The organism is Azospirillum thermophilum, from assembly GCF_003130795.1.
GTDB classification, from domain to species: Bacteria; Pseudomonadota; Alphaproteobacteria; order Azospirillales; family Azospirillaceae; genus Azospirillum; species Azospirillum thermophilum.
In genome coordinates, this window is the sequence record NZ_CP029353.1 from 2,245,252 (window position 1) to 2,261,067 (window position 15,816).

10 protein-coding genes and 1 pseudogene are annotated in these 15,816 nt (G+C 69.9%); 9 read left to right on the plus strand and 2 right to left on the minus strand.

Annotated features, from left to right (window positions below; genetic code table 11):
- Positions 1–16 precede the first annotated feature (16 nt).
- The 3 genes from DEW08_RS17025 (at position 17) to DEW08_RS17035 (ending at position 4,370) form a co-directional block, all read left to right on the plus strand.
- The gene (locus tag DEW08_RS17025; protein WP_109329095.1) at positions 17–946 is read left to right on the plus strand and encodes an AEC family transporter; all 930 of its coding nucleotides are present in this window, start codon (positions 17–19) and stop codon (positions 944–946) included.
- A gap of 577 nt (positions 947–1,523) precedes the next feature.
- Positions 1,524–2,507, plus strand: coding sequence for a tripartite tricarboxylate transporter substrate binding protein (locus tag DEW08_RS17030; protein ID WP_109329097.1), 984 nt, complete (start codon positions 1,524–1,526; stop codon positions 2,505–2,507).
- A gap of 165 nt (positions 2,508–2,672) precedes the next feature.
- Positions 2,673–4,370: a methyl-accepting chemotaxis protein gene (locus DEW08_RS17035; RefSeq protein WP_109329099.1), complete on the plus strand. Its 1,698-nt coding sequence runs from the start codon at positions 2,673–2,675 to the stop codon at positions 4,368–4,370.
- A gap of 154 nt (positions 4,371–4,524) precedes the next feature.
- On the opposite strand, the gene DEW08_RS17040 is transcribed toward DEW08_RS17035, so the two are convergent.
- Positions 4,525–5,505, minus strand: a complete 981-nt coding sequence (locus DEW08_RS17040; protein ID WP_109329101.1) for a tripartite tricarboxylate transporter substrate binding protein — start codon at positions 5,503–5,505, stop codon at positions 4,525–4,527.
- A 384-nt stretch (positions 5,506–5,889) separates the two neighbouring features.
- Between DEW08_RS17040 and DEW08_RS17045 the strand changes: the two genes are divergently transcribed.
- From DEW08_RS17045 to DEW08_RS33840, 4 genes and pseudogenes are all read left to right on the plus strand, one after another.
- The gene (locus tag DEW08_RS17045; protein WP_109329103.1) at positions 5,890–6,357 is read left to right on the plus strand and encodes a tripartite tricarboxylate transporter TctB family protein; all 468 of its coding nucleotides are present in this window, start codon (positions 5,890–5,892) and stop codon (positions 6,355–6,357) included.
- Positions 6,354–7,856, plus strand: a complete 1,503-nt coding sequence (locus DEW08_RS17050) for a tripartite tricarboxylate transporter permease (RefSeq protein WP_109329105.1) — start codon at positions 6,354–6,356, stop codon at positions 7,854–7,856. The genes DEW08_RS17045 and DEW08_RS17050 overlap by 4 nt, the downstream gene beginning before the upstream one ends.
- Before the next feature lie 294 nt (positions 7,857–8,150).
- Positions 8,151–8,402, plus strand: a pseudogene (locus tag DEW08_RS33835) (RraA family protein); the annotation flags it as partial.
- Positions 8,403–8,506: 104 nt separating this feature from the next.
- Positions 8,507–8,713 (plus strand): hypothetical protein, encoded by a 207-nt coding sequence (locus DEW08_RS33840; protein WP_425429104.1) that lies wholly within the window; start codon positions 8,507–8,509, stop codon positions 8,711–8,713.
- Between the two features lie 29 nt (positions 8,714–8,742).
- Here the strand turns inward: DEW08_RS33840 and DEW08_RS17060 are convergent, their stop codons facing one another.
- The gene (locus tag DEW08_RS17060; protein ID WP_342760752.1) at positions 8,743–10,395 is read right to left on the minus strand and encodes an HD domain-containing phosphohydrolase; all 1,653 of its coding nucleotides are present in this window, start codon (positions 10,393–10,395) and stop codon (positions 8,743–8,745) included.
- Positions 10,396–10,664: 269 nt separating this feature from the next.
- On the opposite strand from DEW08_RS17060, the gene DEW08_RS33530 reads away from it, so the two are divergent.
- On the plus strand, positions 10,665–11,549 hold the full coding sequence (locus tag DEW08_RS33530; protein WP_342760753.1) for a hypothetical protein: 885 nt from the start codon (positions 10,665–10,667) through the stop codon (positions 11,547–11,549).
- Positions 11,550–11,815: 266 nt separating this feature from the next.
- On the plus strand, positions 11,816–15,643 hold the full coding sequence (locus DEW08_RS17065; RefSeq protein ID WP_342760777.1) for an NAD-glutamate dehydrogenase: 3,828 nt from the start codon (positions 11,816–11,818) through the stop codon (positions 15,641–15,643).
- Positions 15,644–15,816: the final 173 nt, after the last annotated feature.

Below are 15,816 nucleotides of genomic sequence, written 5' to 3' on the forward strand. Positions count from 1 at the left end.
GACCACGGTAAGCCGCATGTCGCTCATCTTCCAGATCGTGTTGCCGATGTTCGCCCTGATCGCGCTCGGCTTCTGGGCCGCCCGCTATCGCGGCTTCAGCAACGCGATGGTCCAGGGGCTGTCCCGCTTCCTCGGCATCTACGCTCTGCCGGCACTGCTGTTCTCCAACATGGTGAAGGCGGACATACCGGAGCCGCTGGAGTGGGGATTCCTTGCTTCCTTCTACATCGCGGCCCTCGCCGTCTTCGCGTTCGGCAGCGCCGGCGTCTGGATGGCCGGCCGGCGCGAGTCCATGGCGCCGGTCGGCCTTGCGGGCTCCTTCTCCAACATTGCCCTGCTCGGGACGCCCGTGATCATGGAGGCCTACGGCCCGTCGGTGGCCGTGCCGGTCCTCCTCCTGATCGTCTTCCAGTCACCGCTCCTGTTCACGGTTGCGACGCTGCTGGCGGAATCCCAGCGTTCCTCCGGCGGACGGCCCATCCAGGCGGCGGTGACGGCGGTCAAGGCCACGGCGATGAGCCCGCTCGTCGTGTCCGTCCTGCTCGGGCTGGCGGTCAACCTCATCCACCTGCCGATGCCGGCGATGGTGATGAAAGGTCTGGGCCTGATGGCGCAGACGGTCCTGCCCTGTGCCTGCTTCACGCTCGGCGCCACTCTCGCCTTCAGCCCGGCCGGCGGCAGCGTGCTGCCGGCCCTCGTCGTTTCCGTGATGAAGACGGCCGTCCACCCGGCGTTGACCTGGCTCCTCGCCACCTATGTCTTCGATCTCCCACCGGACTGGGTGGCCCCGGCCGTCACTGCGGCCAGCCTGCCGATCGGCGTGAACGCCCATGTCTTTGCCGAACGCTACCAAGCGGGCCGCGACATCGTTTCGATGTCGCTGCTGATCTCCACGCTGCTCTCGCCGATCTCGATCTCGGTGGCGTTCATGGTCGCCCACGGCTGAGACTTCCGGCGCGCAGCGCTTATCCGAATACTGCCCGATACCGCACATCGACCATACGAGAGTGTGCGGCCATTTGGCGTTCTGCGGCTGATTGGTGGCCGATTGCAGCCCGTGCCCCCAGCGCCCCACGGCGCCTCCGGGCCACGGGATCGACGACGTTCGGGAGCATCCGACCCGTTTACGGCGATTGATACGCGATATGCGTCCTGATAGCCTCTACCTCCAGGACACGGGTCAACGGATCGTGAGTCCGGATAGGGGCGCCACGAACCGCTACGCCCCATGCCGCCGCCTCACCCTGCCCGTGCGGGCAGGACAGAACATCATCCCCGCACCTCTATGGTCGGGGCGACATATTCAAGTATGTAGCCAATCTTCCTCTATGGTCCACGAGTCATATTTAGGTATGCGACAATATCCCTCACCGCCGTCTCCTGCATTTGTTAATGATTGGCTGCTATACAACCGACGGACTTCCCACGCCCGCAGGATGAGCCTCGCCTGGGGAAAACCCGGCATCCGACCGGGGGAGGGGCAGGCGGACCCACCGATCTGGCAGAAAAGATAGAGAGAGCCGATGATCACTCGCAGCAAGTTCCTGGCAATCGCCGCCGGCGCGGTGGCGCTGGTCGCGCTCGGCACCGGAACCCCGGCCCAAGCCGCGTATCCCGAGAAGCCGATCACCCTCCTCGTCGCCTACGACGCGGGGGGGTCGACGGACGTGACGGCGCGCATACTGGCGCCCTTCATCGAGAAGTATCTCGGCGGCGGTACCCGCATCGAGGTCGTCAACAAGCCCGGCGCCGGCGGCGAGATCGGTTTCGCGGCCTTGGCGGACGCGGCGCCCGACGGCTACACCATCGGCTTCATCAACACGCCGAACGTCATCACGATCCCGATCGAGCGGCAGGCCCGCTTCAACATCGACCGGATCGATCCGCTGGCCAACATCGTCGACGACCCCGGCATCTGGACCGTTCACGCCGAGAGCCCCTTCAAGACGGTCAAGGACGTGATCGAACATGCCACCGCCAACCCGAACACGGTGACGGTCGGCAGCACCGGCGTGGGCTCCGACGACCAGCTCGCCATGCTGGTGGTGCAGCGCCAGGCCAAGGTCGCCTTCACCCACGTTCCCTTCTCCGGCTCCGCCGCCAACCAGAAGGCGATGCTGGCGAAGAAGATCCAGATCTGCGCGCAGAACCTGGGCGAGGGGTTGCGGGCGATGCAGACCGAGCCGGTCCGCATCCTGGGCGTGATGAGCAAGGAGCGCTGGAAGGCCGCCCCCGACCTGCAGACTTTTGCCGAACAGGGCTACCCGGCGCAGATGGCGTCGCTGCGCGGCATCGGGGCGCCGAAGGGCCTGCCGCCGGACATCCGGGCGAAGCTGGTGGAGGCGATCCTGGCCGCCGCCAAGGATCCGGAGTTCATCGCCAAGGCGGAGGCCAAGGAGACCTTCCAGCCCCTGCGCGTGCTGAACACCGAGCAGTTCGCCGCGGAGCTGAAGCAGATCGACGCCGACATGCGCAAGCTGTGGGCGGAGTCGCCCTGGCTGAAGTGACGCGCGCTTCGGCCGCGTCATGAGACCTGCCGCCGGCCCAGCCGGCGGCATCTTTCCGGTTCCCCGTTTCCGAGGCGCTCGCCAAGCCGCGCAACCTCTCCGGTTTCCGCTTCGATGCCACACCCGGCGGCCGTCGGTCGCCCAACGGCAGATGCAGGTGCTCCTATGACTCTCCTCAATCACTTCCACATCCCCACCAAGATGGGGATCCCGGCGGCCACGGCGATCATCGGGATGCTGGTGATCGCCATCCTCGGCTGGTCCGCCATCGGCGAGCAGTCCCGTCTGCTGGACACGCTGTTCAACCGGTCCTTCACGCGGGAAGCGGAGGTGCAGGCCCTGACGGACACCCTGACGGTGGCCCATGCGGGAATGTACCGGACGGTGATCCTGAGCAACGCCAACGCCTCCCCCAAGGCGGTCGAGGACGAGTCGAAGACCCTCACCTCCTTTCTGGCCAAGCTGAAGACCCAGGCCGACACGCTGAAGCAGTCCACCTCGGAGACCGACGAGGAGCGCAAGTTCCTGGAGCGGTTCGGCTCCGACACCGGCACCTATCTCGCCAAGGTCAACAGCTTCATGGACCTGCTGAAGATGGGGGTCGATCCGCTCGACTTCCTGCAGGAGGTCCAGGCCGCCTACACCCGGCTGCACGCCACCAGCCGCGAATACCTCGCCTATCAGCGCGGCCGATCCAACGACGCCTACAACCTGGTCAACGAATCGGTGGACAAGCTGACCCAGGCCTTCGCCATCGTGGCGGCGGCGGCCCTGGTCGTCACAATCGGCGTCGCCCTGTTCATCGGCATGAACATCGCCCGCCCGATCGTCCGGCTGACCGGGATGATGGAGGCCCTCGCGAAGGGCAACCTGGCGGTCGATATCCCGGGGGCCGACCGCGGCGACGAGATCGGCCAGATGGCCCGCACCGTCCAGGTCTTCAAGGAGAACGCGGTGCGCGTCCAGGAGCTGTCGCGCGAGCAGGAGATGCTGCGCGAACGCAACGAGCAGGAACGCCGCGCTGCCATGAACTCGCTGGCCGCCGACCTCGAAGCGTCGGTCAAGGCGATGATGGGCGAGGTGGTCCGCTCCGCCACCTCGATGCGCAACGAGGCCAACTCCATGGCCGAGAATGCCCGCCAGACCAGCCACCACAGCGACAGCGTCGCCCATTCGGTGCAGGAGGCGACGAGCGAGGTGGAGAGCGTCGCGGCGGGGGCCGAGCAGCTCCGCGCCTCGATCGACGAGATCACCCGCTCCATCACCCAGTCGGCGCAGCTCGCGCGCGGCGCGGTGGAGGAGGCCGGGCGCACCGACTCCATCGTCCAGGGCCTGAGCGAGGCCAGCCGCAAGATCGAGGAGGTCGTCGGGCTGATCCAGTCGATCGCCGGCCAGACCAACCTGCTGGCGCTGAACGCGACGATCGAGGCGGCCCGCGCCGGCGAGGCCGGAAAGGGCTTCGCCGTGGTGGCGCAGGAGGTGAAGAGCCTCGCCAACCAGACCGCCAAGGCCACCGAGGAGATCGGGGCGGAGATCGCGGCGGTGCAGGGGGCCACCCATGCGGCGGTCGCGGCGATCCGCGCCATCGTCGGCACCATCCGTCAGGTGGACGAGTCGCTGGGCACCGTCGCCGCCGCGGTGGAGGAACAGGACGCCGCCACCCGCGACATCTCCAAGCGGTCGCAGCGCGCCGCCTCCGACACCATGGCGGTCATGCAGGAGATGCGGCTGGTCCAGCAGGCGGCCGAAACCACCGGCCATTCCGCCGGCGCCGTCCAGACCACCACCGAGGAGCTGTCGCGCAGCTTCAACCGGCTGGACCAGGAGATCGAGGCCTTCATCGGCCGCATCACCGCGGCCTGAGGACGCGGCCGGAGCGGCCCGCAGCCGGGGCCGGGGCCGGTGGTCGAGAAACGGCGATCGAGAAATGGCGGTCGAGAGACGATAAACGGGAGAAAGAGAAACCCCCGCCTCCGAAGAGGCGGGGGTTTCCTGTTTCGGCGCTGCCGGCCGCCCGTCACTTCAGCCAGGGATTCTCGCGCCACAGGGCACGGAACGCGACGTCGAGCTGCTTCAGCTCCGCCGCGAAGGGCTCGGGGGCGACGATGCGCAGAGGCTGGAAGGTCTCCTTGGCCTTGGTCTGGAACTCCGGATCCTCGGCGGCCCTGGTGATGGCTTCGATCAGCTTGGCGCGGATGTCCGGCGGCAGCCCCTTCGGCGCGCCGATGCCGCGCATCGAGACCATGGTGATGTCGTAGCCCTGCTCCTTGAAGGTCGGGAGGTCCGGCGCCATCGCCCAGCGCTCCTTGCTCATCACGCCGAGGATGCGGACGGCATCGCCCGCCGAGCGGCCGCGCAGCCCCTCGCCCAGATTCTGGCCGCAGACCTGCGTGTGGCGGCCGAGCATCGACCGGTAGTTCTCGGCGCTGCCGGGAAAGGGGATGTGGGTGAAGCGGACCTCGGCCTGCCGCTGCAGCAGGAGCATCGCCAGATGGTCGTCGGAGCCCACGCCGGTGCTGCCCACCGTGACGGTGTTCGGGTTGGCCTTCGCCTGCTTGACGAGGTCCTCCAGCGTCTTGAAGGGGCTGTCGGCATGGACGGTCATGATGCCGGGATCGTCGATGACGTTGACCAGCGGATCGATCCGGTCGATGTTGAAGCGGGCCTGCCGCTCGATCGGGATCGTGATGACGTTCGGCGTGTTGATGAAGCCGATCGTGTAGCCGTCGGGCGGTGCGTCCGCGATGGCGGCGAAGCCGATCTCGCCCCCCGCGCCGGCCCGGTTCATCACCACGATGCGGGCGCCGCCGCCGAGATACTTCTCGATGAAGGGCGCCAGCATGCGCGCCGTCACGTCGGTCGAGCCGCCGGCGCCATAGGCGACGATCATCGTGATGGGCTTTTCCGGATAGGCTGCCGTCGCAGCCGGGGCCATGGACAGCAGGCCGGTCATGACAAGTGCGCCCGTCAGGGCGCGGCTGAGGTGTCGTGCGATCATGATCCTGTCCGCTCGCTCTGCGTTGCGGCCTTGACGGCCATTTTAGGAAAAACTGAACAAAACCCTGGGAGAAATACAGTTCGCAGTCCATCCCGTCTGTCGCCGCTCCGCCATCCTACAGCGATTCCGACACCAGAAGGAGCGGACAGAGGTGACCCAATCATGATTCGGCAAGGAAATCCATAACCAGCATCTCCCAAAGAGAGTGGGATGCGCTTATTACACTCGACATGGGGACCGCGGGAACGGATAATACAACCGCTAGCCTATCCTGATATGCATACGCACGGTCCGTATTCAGGGACATCCGGCCCTGCCCGCGGGCGTGCGATGCCGTCCGCGACGGCTTGACCGGATCAACTTCATGATCGTCCCAGACCTGCCATGACACATATCACCCGATCGCCGCCTGTGCGCGTGCGGTCGCCGCGGGAGCTTGCCGCGGCCTTTCTCATCAGTGCCATCGCGCTTGCCGGGCTGTGGATCGGCCGGGATTGGGAAACGGGAACGCTGGCCATGGTGCAGGCCGGCTTCTTTCCCCGCCTGATCTGCGTCCTGCTGCTCGCCACCGGGCTGGCGACGCTGGCCGGGGCGCTCGCCGCCACCGACGGGACCGGATCGGGCTGGGCGTGGCGGCCGGTCGCCGCGATCACCGCATCGGTGCTCAGCTTCGCCGCCCTGCTCGACCGGATCGGGCTGGTGCTGGCGATCCTCGCCCTGATCGTCATCGGCGGGCTGGCGGGCCGGCCGCTGCGCCCGGTTCCGCTGGCCATGCTGTGGGCCGTCCTTGCCACGAGCTGCGTGGCGCTCTTTTCCTGGGGGCTCGGCCTGCCGCTGCCGATCTGGCCATGACCGACATCTTCGCGAACCTGCTGCACGGGCTGGCGGTCGCCGCCCTGCCCGCCAACCTGTTCTATTGCTTCGCCGGCGCCCTGATCGGCACGCTGATCGGCGTGCTCCCGGGAATCGGGCCGGTGGCGACGGTGGCGCTCCTGCTGCCGATCACCTTCTACCTGCCGCCGGTCGGCGCGCTGATCATGCTGGCCGGCATCTTCTACGGCGCCCAGTATGGCGGCTCGACCACCGCCATCCTGGTGAAGCTGCCGGGCGAATCCTCCTCGGTCATGACCTGCCTCGACGGGCATGCCATGGCGCGCGAGGGGCGCGGCGGCGTGGCGCTTGCCGTGGCGGCGCTCTCCTCGCTGTTCGCCGGCGTCGTGACGATCCTGGTGATCGCGGTCGCCGGCCCGCCGCTGGCCGGGATGGCGCTCGCCTTCGGGCCGGCGGAGTATGTGGCGCTGATGGTGCTGGGGCTGATCGGGGCGGTCACCCTGGCCCATGGCTCGGTGGTCAAGGCGGTGGCGATGATCCTGGTCGGGCTTCTGCTGTCGATGGTCGGCACCGACGTCAGCTCCGGCCAGATGCGCTTCACCTTCGGCATTCCGCAGCTCTATGACGGGCTGGATTTCGTGCCGCTGGCGATGGGCCTGTTCGGCCTCGCCGAGATCGTCCTCAACCTGGAGGAGACGGAGGGCAAGGGCATCGCCCCGGCCCCCATCCACCGGTTGTGGCCCAGCCTGCAGGATTTCCGCGAGGCGTGGCCGGCCGCCGTGCGCGGCACCGGGCTGGGCGCCCTGCTCGGCATCCTGCCGGGCGGCGGCGCCACGCTCAGCGCCTTCGCCGCCTATGCCCTGGAAAAGCGCGTGGCGCGCGATCCCGGCCGCTTCGGCCGCGGCGCCATCCAGGGCGTGGCCGGGCCGGAGGCGGCGAACAATGCCGGCGCCCAGGCCAGCTTCATCCCCATGCTCAGCCTCGGCATCCCGTCCAACGCGGTGATGGCGCTGATGATCGGGGCGATGATGATCCATGGCATCACCCCCGGCCCGCAGATCATGACCAAGCAGCCGGACCTGTTCTGGGGCATGATCGCCAGCATGCTCGTCGGGAACGTGATGCTGGTGGTGCTGAACCTGCCGCTGATCGGGCTGTGGGTGCGGCTGCTGCGGGTGCCCTACGTCTATCTCTTCCCGGCGATCCTCGTCTTCTGCTGCATCGGCACCTACAGCCTGAAGAACGAGGTGTTCGACGTGGTGACGATGGCCGTCTTCGGCGTCTTCGGCTACCTGCTGCGCAAGCTGGAGTTCGAGCCGGCGCCGCTCCTGCTCGGCTTCGTGCTCGGCCCCCTGCTGGAGGAGAATCTGGGCCGCGCCCTGCTGCTCTCGCAGGGCGACCTGACGGTGTTCGCCACCCGGCCGATCAGCGCCGGCCTGCTGGCCGTCGCCGCGGTGCTGCTGGTGCTCGTCCTGATCCCGTCGGTGCGCCGCACGCGCGAGGTCGCCTTCAGGGAGTAGCCGGCAAGGGGTCTCCCTGTCGGGACCGGCCCGGACAGGGACGCTCCGCCATTGGCGTCACACGCCATTCCGTGTATCACTGTCACAAAACATCAACCGGCGGGAGTCTCTCCCGCCGACCCCGCACGCGGCCGGACGGCTCTCCCGTTCCTGGTCGCGTCGGCGTGCGCAGCGAAGGCCCCAGACGCCATGACCGTGAACCGCGACTTTCCCCGTCCCGACGCCGCCCTGCTGGAGGCCTACCGCGGCCAGGCCGCCGCCACCCTGCATGAGGCGATGGGCAAGCGCGGCGCCATGTCCTTCCCGATCAAGCCGCTCTATGCCGGCATGACGGTCTGCGGGCCGGCGCTGACCGTCCGCTGCGCGCCGGGCGACAACCTGATGGTCCATGCCGCCATGGCGATCTGCCGGCCGGGCGACGTTCTGGTGGTGGATTTCCACGGCAACACCGAGGCCGGCCCCTGGGGCGACGTGCTGACCGCCGCCGCGCTCGGCCGCGGGCTCGCCGGGCTGGTGATCGACGGCTGTGTGCGCGATGCGGCGCAGATCCGCAGGATGGGCTTCCCGGTCTTCGCCCGCGGCACCAACATGAAGGGCACCACCAAGACGATCCCGACCCCGACCTCGCCACCCCCGTGGTCTGCGGCTCGGTGCTGGTCAATCCCGGCGACATCGTGGTGGGCGACGACGACGGCGTCGTGGTCGTCCCGCTGGCCGAGGCGGCCGCCGTGCTGGAGAAGGCGCGCGACCGCGACCGGATGGAGGACGAGATGGTCGCCCGCATCCGCGACGGCGCCACGACCGTCGAGGTGCTGGACCTCGCGAAGTACCTGAAGGCGGGCGGGATCGAGCTTTAGCCCCCGCCCCCCGGTCTCACCTCATCGTCTCACATCATCTCGGCCCGGCGGCCGAACAGGGCGCGCAGCTTGCGCCCGATCAGGCCGCCCAGCATGCCGGGGCCGCCGTTGCCGGGCTTGGGGAACCAGCCGGGATCCTCGGCCTGGAAGCGGCGCACCACCTCGACGAAGGCCTCGACCACCACCGGGTCGAAATCCTTGCCGGCCCGGCCGGTGACCCAGGAGATGGCCTGCTCGACGCTCCAGGCGTCGCGGTACTGGCGGGGGGTGATCAGCGCGTCGAACACGTCGGCCACCGCCATGATGCGGGCACCGATCGGGATGGCGTCGCCGCGCAGCCCCTCCAGATAGCCCGAGCCGTCATAGCGCTCGTGGTGGTAGCGCGCGATCTCCGCCGCGATGGACAGCAGCGACCGGCCGCGCAGCGGCACCGCCGCCTCCGCCAGGATGCGGTGGCCGATCTCGGTGTGGCGCTGGATCATCTGCATGTCGTTGGAGGCCAGCTCGCCCGGCACCCCCAGCGTCTCGTCCGACACGCTCAGCATGCCGACGTCGTGCAGCAGGCTGGCCAGCCCGACCTTCTCCACATAATCCCCGTCCAGCTCGTCGGAGAAGCGGCCGCGGCGCAGCAGCTCGCGCGCGATCTCCCCCACCAGCCTCTCGATGCGGTGCAGGTGGCCGGCCGCGGCATTGTCCTTGTATTCGGCGAGCGAGGCCATGGCGAGCACCGTCGCCTTCTGCGAGGTGTTCAGCTCCTCGATCAGCAGGGCGTTCTCGAAGGCGATGGAGCATTTGTTGCGGAACAGCTCCAGAAGCTGCCATTCGCGCGCCGTGCCGTCGTTGCGCCCCTCGACGTAGATCATGCCGGTGATGCCGCCGTTGGCCCGCAGGCGGAGCGCGCAGTAGTCCGGCTCGACGATCGTCTCGCTGCTCGGCGACAACCGCTCCATCGCCGCCTCGACCCGCGGCTCGCCGAGTTCCGAGACCTCGACGTCCTTCCATCGCGCGAAGCGGCCGGTGGAGGCGCGCACGCGGAACTTGCGGTCGCGCGGCAGCGTGTCGCCCTGGATGCACAGCAGCGCATGGTGGCCGATGCCGAGCAGCCCGACGACGCGCGGCAGGATGTTGGGAACAGCACGTCGGGGGTGCGCATCTCCAGCAGGCCGGTGGTCGCCACCAGCATCCTGGCCAGCCCCTTGCGCCCGGCCGCCAGCGCCTGCTGGCTGGCGAAGGCGCGCAGATGCCCGATCACCGCGGTGCGCAGCGTGCGCGGGGTCAGCGCGTCCTTGGTGCGATAGTCGCTGGCCTCGTGCTCCTCCACCGCCGCCTGCTCCGGCACCAGGTCGGGGCGGCCGGTGCAGACGATGATGACGGTGCGCTGGTTGCCCAGCTCGCTGCGGATGTGGCGGACCAACCCCAGCCCGGCCCCCTCGTCCTCCAGCGCCAGCTCCAGCAGCAGGATGGCGGTGTCGGGGTTCTGGTACAGCAGCTCGCGCGCCTCGGCGGCGGAGGCCGCGGCAAGGAAGGACAGCCCGGCGCCGTCCAGGCTGTAACCGTCCAGCGCCTCGCGCGCCATCGCCAGCAGGGCGGGGTCCGGATCGACGACCAGGATCTTCAGGGGGGCTTGCCGGGCGGAGTCGCGGCGGGCTGGTTCGGGCTGGCCCCATCGGGCCGGGCATCATGTGAGGACATGCGGATCCCAGTGGTTGCGCGTGGCCGTCGCGCCACGGCAGAAAATACTCCCGTATTGTCGGTCATTCAACTTTTATGCATTTGCGTGATCGTCGCACCGTCCGCCGCGCACCCGCCATGGCCCGGAATACCGGTTTCTTTGGGGTTGCGGCCGGATCGCCGGCGCCGGGCCGGTTGCCGTCCGGTCCGGATCGACTACCCTTAGCTTGACCGGCCGCCCAAGGCCGGCACCAGGACCGACAGGGGAAGGAAGCGGGCGATGGCTCTGCGGGCGGAACAGCTCAAGGACGAACTCACCGAGGACATCGTGCGGCAGGTGCGCGACCGGCTGGACCGCGCCCGGGCCCGGACGGCGGAGCGCTTCGTGCGGCAGTTCTACGCCAACGTCCCGCCGGACGACATCCTGCAGGCCTCCTCGGAACAGCTCTACGGGGCGGCGCTTGCCATGTGGCAGTGGGGCCAGCAGCGCCAGCCGGGCAAGGCGCGCGTGCGCGTCTACAATCCCCGGATGGAGGAGCATGGCTGGCAGTCGAACCGGACGGTGGTGGAGATCGTCAACGACGACATGCCCTTCCTGGTCGATTCCGTGACGGCGGAGCTGAACCGCCGCGGCCTGACCGTCCATCTGGTGATCCATCCCGTCGTCCGCGTCGCCCGCGATGCCGCCGGGCAGCTCACCGCGCTGGCCGACCCTGCCCTGCCCGACGCCTCGCGGCCGGACGCCGCCGATCCCGGCGCCCCGATCCCGGTGCCCCCGATCCCGGCGCCCCCGATCCCGGCGAAGGAGGGACGGCCCGCGAATCCTTCATGCATGTCGAGGTCGGCACCGTCAGCGGGGCGGAGGTGCTGGCCGGCATCCGCGACGGGCTGGAGCGCGTGCTGGCCGACGTGCGCGCCGCCGTGCAGGACTGGCCGGCGATGCGCGACCGCGTGCGCGCCGCCATGGAGGAGGAGGAGGCCGCCGGCCGCTCCCTTCCCGCCGACGAGGTGCAGGAGGCCGAGGAGTTCCTGCGCTGGATCGACGACGACCACTTCACCTATCTGGGATACCGCGAGTACCGCTTCACCGAGACCGGCCGCGGCGAACTGGCGCTGGCCCTGGTGGAGGGCAGCGGCCTCGGCATCCTGCGCGACGACACGGTGACCGTCTTCGACGGCCTGCGCAACTTCGCCGCCCTGCCGCCCGACGTGCGCGAGTTCCTGCGCACCCCGCGCGTCGTCATGGTGTCCAAGGGCAACCGCGACTCGCCGGTCCACCGCGCGGTGACGCTGGACGTCATCCTGATCAAGCGCTTCGACGCCGATGGCCGGATCGTCGGCGAACGGCTGCTGACCGGCCTGTTCACCTCCGGCGCCTACAACCGCAGTCCGCGCAAGATCCCGTTCCTGCGCCGCAAGGTGGCAGCGGTGATGGAACGCGCCGGCTTCGACCCGCAGGGGCACGACGGCAAGGCGCTGCTCAACATCCTGGAGACCTATCCGCGCGACGAGCTGTTCCAGGTCGGCGCCGACGAGCTGTTCGACAGTGCGCTCGGCATCCTGCACCTGCAGGAACGCCAGCGCCTCGCCCTGTTCGTCCGGCGCGACCCGTTCGAACGCTTCGTCTCCTGCCTGATCTACGTCCCGCGCGACCGGTACGAGACCAACCTGCGCCGCCGCCTGCAGGCCCTTCTGGAGGCGGCCTACAACGGCACCTGCACCTCCTATTTCACCCAGCTCTCGGACAGCACGCTGGCGCGTCTGCACGTGATCATCCGGACCGAGCCGGGGCATGTGCCGGCGGTCGACGTGGCGGAGCTGGAGGCGCGGCTGGTCCAGGCGGCGCGCGGCTGGGGCGACCGCCTCAAGGACGCGCTGATCGAGGCGCACGGCGAGGAGACCGGCGCCGCCCTGCTGCGCCGCTACGCCGACGCCTTCCCGGTCGGCTACCGCGACGCCTTCACCGCCGAGACCGCGCTGCACGACATCGACCGCATCGAGCAGACGTTGGCCTCCCGCCGCCTCGCCATCGCGCTCTTCCGCCCGCTCGAGGCCGAGCCCGACGAGCTGCACGTCAAGATCTACCACCCCGGTCGCCCGGTGCCGCTCTCCGACGTGCTGCCCATGCTCGAGCACATGGACCTCAAGATCGTCACCGAGCAGCCCTACGAGGTCACCCCCGCCGGGGCCGCCGACGGCGTCTGGATCCACGACTTCACCGCCCGCACCCAGAGCGGCGCCCCGGTCGGCGCGGCCGGGACCAGCGACGCCCCCGCCGCCCCCGCCGACGCCGCCGTCGACCCGGCGCGTATCAAGCAGACCTTCCAGGAGGCCTTCGCCGCGGTGTGGGACGGCCGCATGGAGGATGACGGCTTCAACCGCCTGATCCTGCGCGCCGGCCTCGACGCCCGCGCCGTCACCGTGCTGCGCGCCTACGCCAAGTACCTGCGCCAGGCCCGCTTCGCCTACGCCCAGGACACCGTCGAGGCCACCCTGGCCGCCCATCCCCGCACCACCCGCCTCATCGTCCGCCTCTTCCACGCCCGCTTCGCGCCAAACAGGGGGGATGTGGCCGGCGAGGATGTGGCCGGCGGGGACGAGGCGGCGCTGCTCGCCGCCATCGACGCGGCGCTGGACGCGGTGGGCAACCTCGACGAGGACCGCATCCTGCGGCGCTTCGTCAACCTGGTGCGCGCCACCCTGCGCACCAACGCCTTCCAGCGCGGCCCCGACGGCCAGCCCAAGCCCTACCTCTCGCTCAAGCTCGACAGCCGCGCGGTGGAGGAGCTGCCGCTGCCGCGCCCCTGGGTCGAGGTCTTCGTCTACAGCCCGCGCATGGAGGGCGTGCATCTGCGCGGCGGCAGGGTGGCGCGCGGCGGCATCCGCTGGTCCGACCGCCGCGAGGACTTCCGCACCGAGATCCTCGGGCTGATGAAGGCCCAGATGGTCAAGAACACCGTCATCGTCCCGGTCGGCTCCAAGGGCGGCTTCGTCGTCAAGCGCCCGCCGCCCGCGGCGGCCGGCCGCGAGGCGCAGCTCGCCGAGGGCATCGAGTGCTACAAGACGCTGATGCGCGGCCTGCTCGACCTCACCGACACGCTCGACGCCGAGGGGCGCGTGCTGCCGCCGCCCGACCTGGTGCGCCACGACGGCGACGACCCCTATCTGGTGGTGGCGGCCGACAAGGGCACCGCGACCTTCTCCGACATCGCCAACGCCGTCTCGCTCGACTACGGCTTCTGGCTCGGCGACGCCTTCGCGTCGGGCGGCTCGGCCGGCTACGACCACAAGAGGATGGGCATCACCGCCCGCGGCGCCTGGGAGAGCGTGAAGCGCCACTTCCGCGAACTCGGCACCGACATCCAGACCACCGGCTTCACCGTGGTCGGCGTCGGCGACATGTCGGGCGACGTCTTCGGCAACGGCATGCTGCTGTCGCGCCACATCCGCCTGCTCGCCGCCTTCGACCACCGCCACATCTTCCTCGACCCCGATCCCGACCCGGCGGCGAGCTGGGCCGAGCGCAAGCGGCTGTTCGACCTGCCGCGCTCCTCCTGGGCCGACTACGACCGGGCGCTGCTGTCCAGGGGCGGCATGATCGTCGAGCGCACGGCCAAGACGGTGGAGCTGACGGCGGAGGTGCGCGCCCGCTTCGCCATCGAGGCGACCAGCATCGCGCCGGCCGAGCTGATGCGCCGGCTGCTCGCCGCCCCGGTCGACCTGCTGTGGTTCGGCGGCATCGGCACCTACGTCAAGGCGAGCGGCGAGAGCCAGGCGGAGGCGGGCGACAAGGCCAACGACGCGCTGCGCATCGACGGGCGCGACATCCGCGCCCGGGTGGTCGGCGAGGGCGCCAACCTCGGCGTCACCCAGCGCGGCCGCATCGAGGCGGCGCTGGCCGGGGTGCGGCTGAACACCGACGCCATCGACAACTCGGCCGGCGTCGACACCTCCGACCACGAGGTGAACATCAAGATCCTGCTGGGCGACGTGGTCGGGCGCGGCGACATGACGACCAAGCAGCGCGACCGGCTGCTGGCCGGGATGACCGACGAGGTGGCCGGTCTGGTGCTGGCCGACAACTACCGCCAGACCCAGGCGATCAGCGTGGCGCAGGCGCAGGGGGCCGACCTGCTGGAGGCGCAGGCGCGCTTCATCCGTTCGCTGGAGAAGGCGGGGCGGCTCAACCGGGCCATCGAGTATCTGCCGGACGAGGAGGAGCTGGCGGCGCGCATGGCCGACCGCCGCGGCCTGACGCGGCCGGAGCTGGCGGTGCTGCTGGCCTATGCCAAGATCACGCTGTACGACGAGCTGCTGGCCTCGGACCTGCCGGACGATCCCTTCATGGCGGAGGACCTGCTGCGCTACTTCCCGCAGCCGCTGCAGCAGCGCCATGGCGAGGCGATCGCGCGGCACCGGCTGCGGCGGGAGATCGTGGCGAGCTCGGTGACCAACAGCCTGGTCAACCGGCTGGGGCCGACCTTCGTGAAGGAGACGGTGGAGAAGACGGGCATGGGTCCGGCGGACGTGGCGCGGGCCTACACCATCGTGCGCGACGTCTACGGTCTGCGGGCGCTGTGGGCGGGGATCGACGCGCTGGACACGCTGGTCCCGGCGGCGCTGCAGACGGGGCTGGTCCTGGAGACGGTGCATCTGATGGAGCGGGCGGTGAACTGGTTCCTGGCGCATGCCGGGCACCCGCTGGACATCGCGGCGGAGACGGCGGCCTACCGTCCGGGGGTGGAGGCCCTGCTGGCGGGTCTCGACGGCTTCCTCGACGCCGAGGAGGCGGGGCGTCTGGCGGCGCGGGTGGCGTCCTCGACCGGGCAGGGGGTGCCGGAGGATCTGGCGCGGCGTCTGGCGGCGCTTCCGGTTCTGGCGGCGGCGCCGGACCTGGTGCGGATCGCCGGGCGGACGGGCCGGGCGGTCGAGGCGGTGGGGTCGGTCTATTACGGCCTGGGCCGGCGCTTCGGCCTGGAGTGGCTGCGCGACCGGGCGGCGAGCGCCAAGGTGGACAACCACTGGCAGAAGCAGGCGGTGGGGGCGATCATCGACGACCTGTTCGCGCACCAGACGGCCCTGACGGTGCGGGTGCTGGAGGCGGGGGGCGAGGACCCGGTGGAGGGCTGGATCGCCCAGCGCCGCCCGGTGGTCGAGCGGGTGGAGCAGCTCCTGTCGGAGCTGCGCACCCAGCCGGCCGTCGACCTCGCCATGCTCGCCGTCGCCAACCGCCAGCTCCGCGGCCTCACCGCAGGGTGAGCAGCATCGGCACCTGGGGGAAAGCGGGGGAACGCCGTAACGTTCTTGTTTCGTTTGCGGCTTTCCGCTACCCTGCGGCCATCATCCGCACCGCCATGCCCATCCCCCCGCGCCGCGGTCCCGCCTGCGCCGCCGGTTCGCCGCGGCCGTTGGGCGCCGGCCGCACAATGGAG

What these genes read in the sequence shown, in the direction of transcription:
- DEW08_RS17025 (WP_109329095.1), top strand. Translation starts at nt 17, where the DNA reads ATGTCGCTCATCTTCCAGATCGTGTTGCCGATGTTCGCCCTGATCGCG.
- DEW08_RS17030 (WP_109329097.1), top strand. Translation starts at nt 1,524, where the DNA reads ATGATCACTCGCAGCAAGTTCCTGGCAATCGCCGCCGGCGCGGTGGCG.
- DEW08_RS17035 (WP_109329099.1), top strand. Translation starts at nt 2,673, where the DNA reads ATGACTCTCCTCAATCACTTCCACATCCCCACCAAGATGGGGATCCCG.
- DEW08_RS17040 (WP_109329101.1), bottom strand. Translation starts at nt 5,505, where the DNA reads ATGATCGCACGACACCTCAGCCGCGCCCTGACGGGCGCACTTGTCATG.
- DEW08_RS17045 (WP_109329103.1), top strand. Translation starts at nt 5,890, where the DNA reads ATGACACATATCACCCGATCGCCGCCTGTGCGCGTGCGGTCGCCGCGG.
- DEW08_RS17050 (WP_109329105.1), top strand. Translation starts at nt 6,354, where the DNA reads ATGACCGACATCTTCGCGAACCTGCTGCACGGGCTGGCGGTCGCCGCC.
- DEW08_RS17060 (WP_342760752.1), bottom strand. Translation starts at nt 10,395, where the DNA reads ATGATGCCCGGCCCGATGGGGCCAGCCCGAACCAGCCCGCCGCGACTC.
- DEW08_RS33530 (WP_342760753.1), top strand. Translation starts at nt 10,665, where the DNA reads ATGGCTCTGCGGGCGGAACAGCTCAAGGACGAACTCACCGAGGACATC.
- DEW08_RS17065 (WP_342760777.1), top strand. Translation starts at nt 11,816, where the DNA reads ATGGAACGCGCCGGCTTCGACCCGCAGGGGCACGACGGCAAGGCGCTG.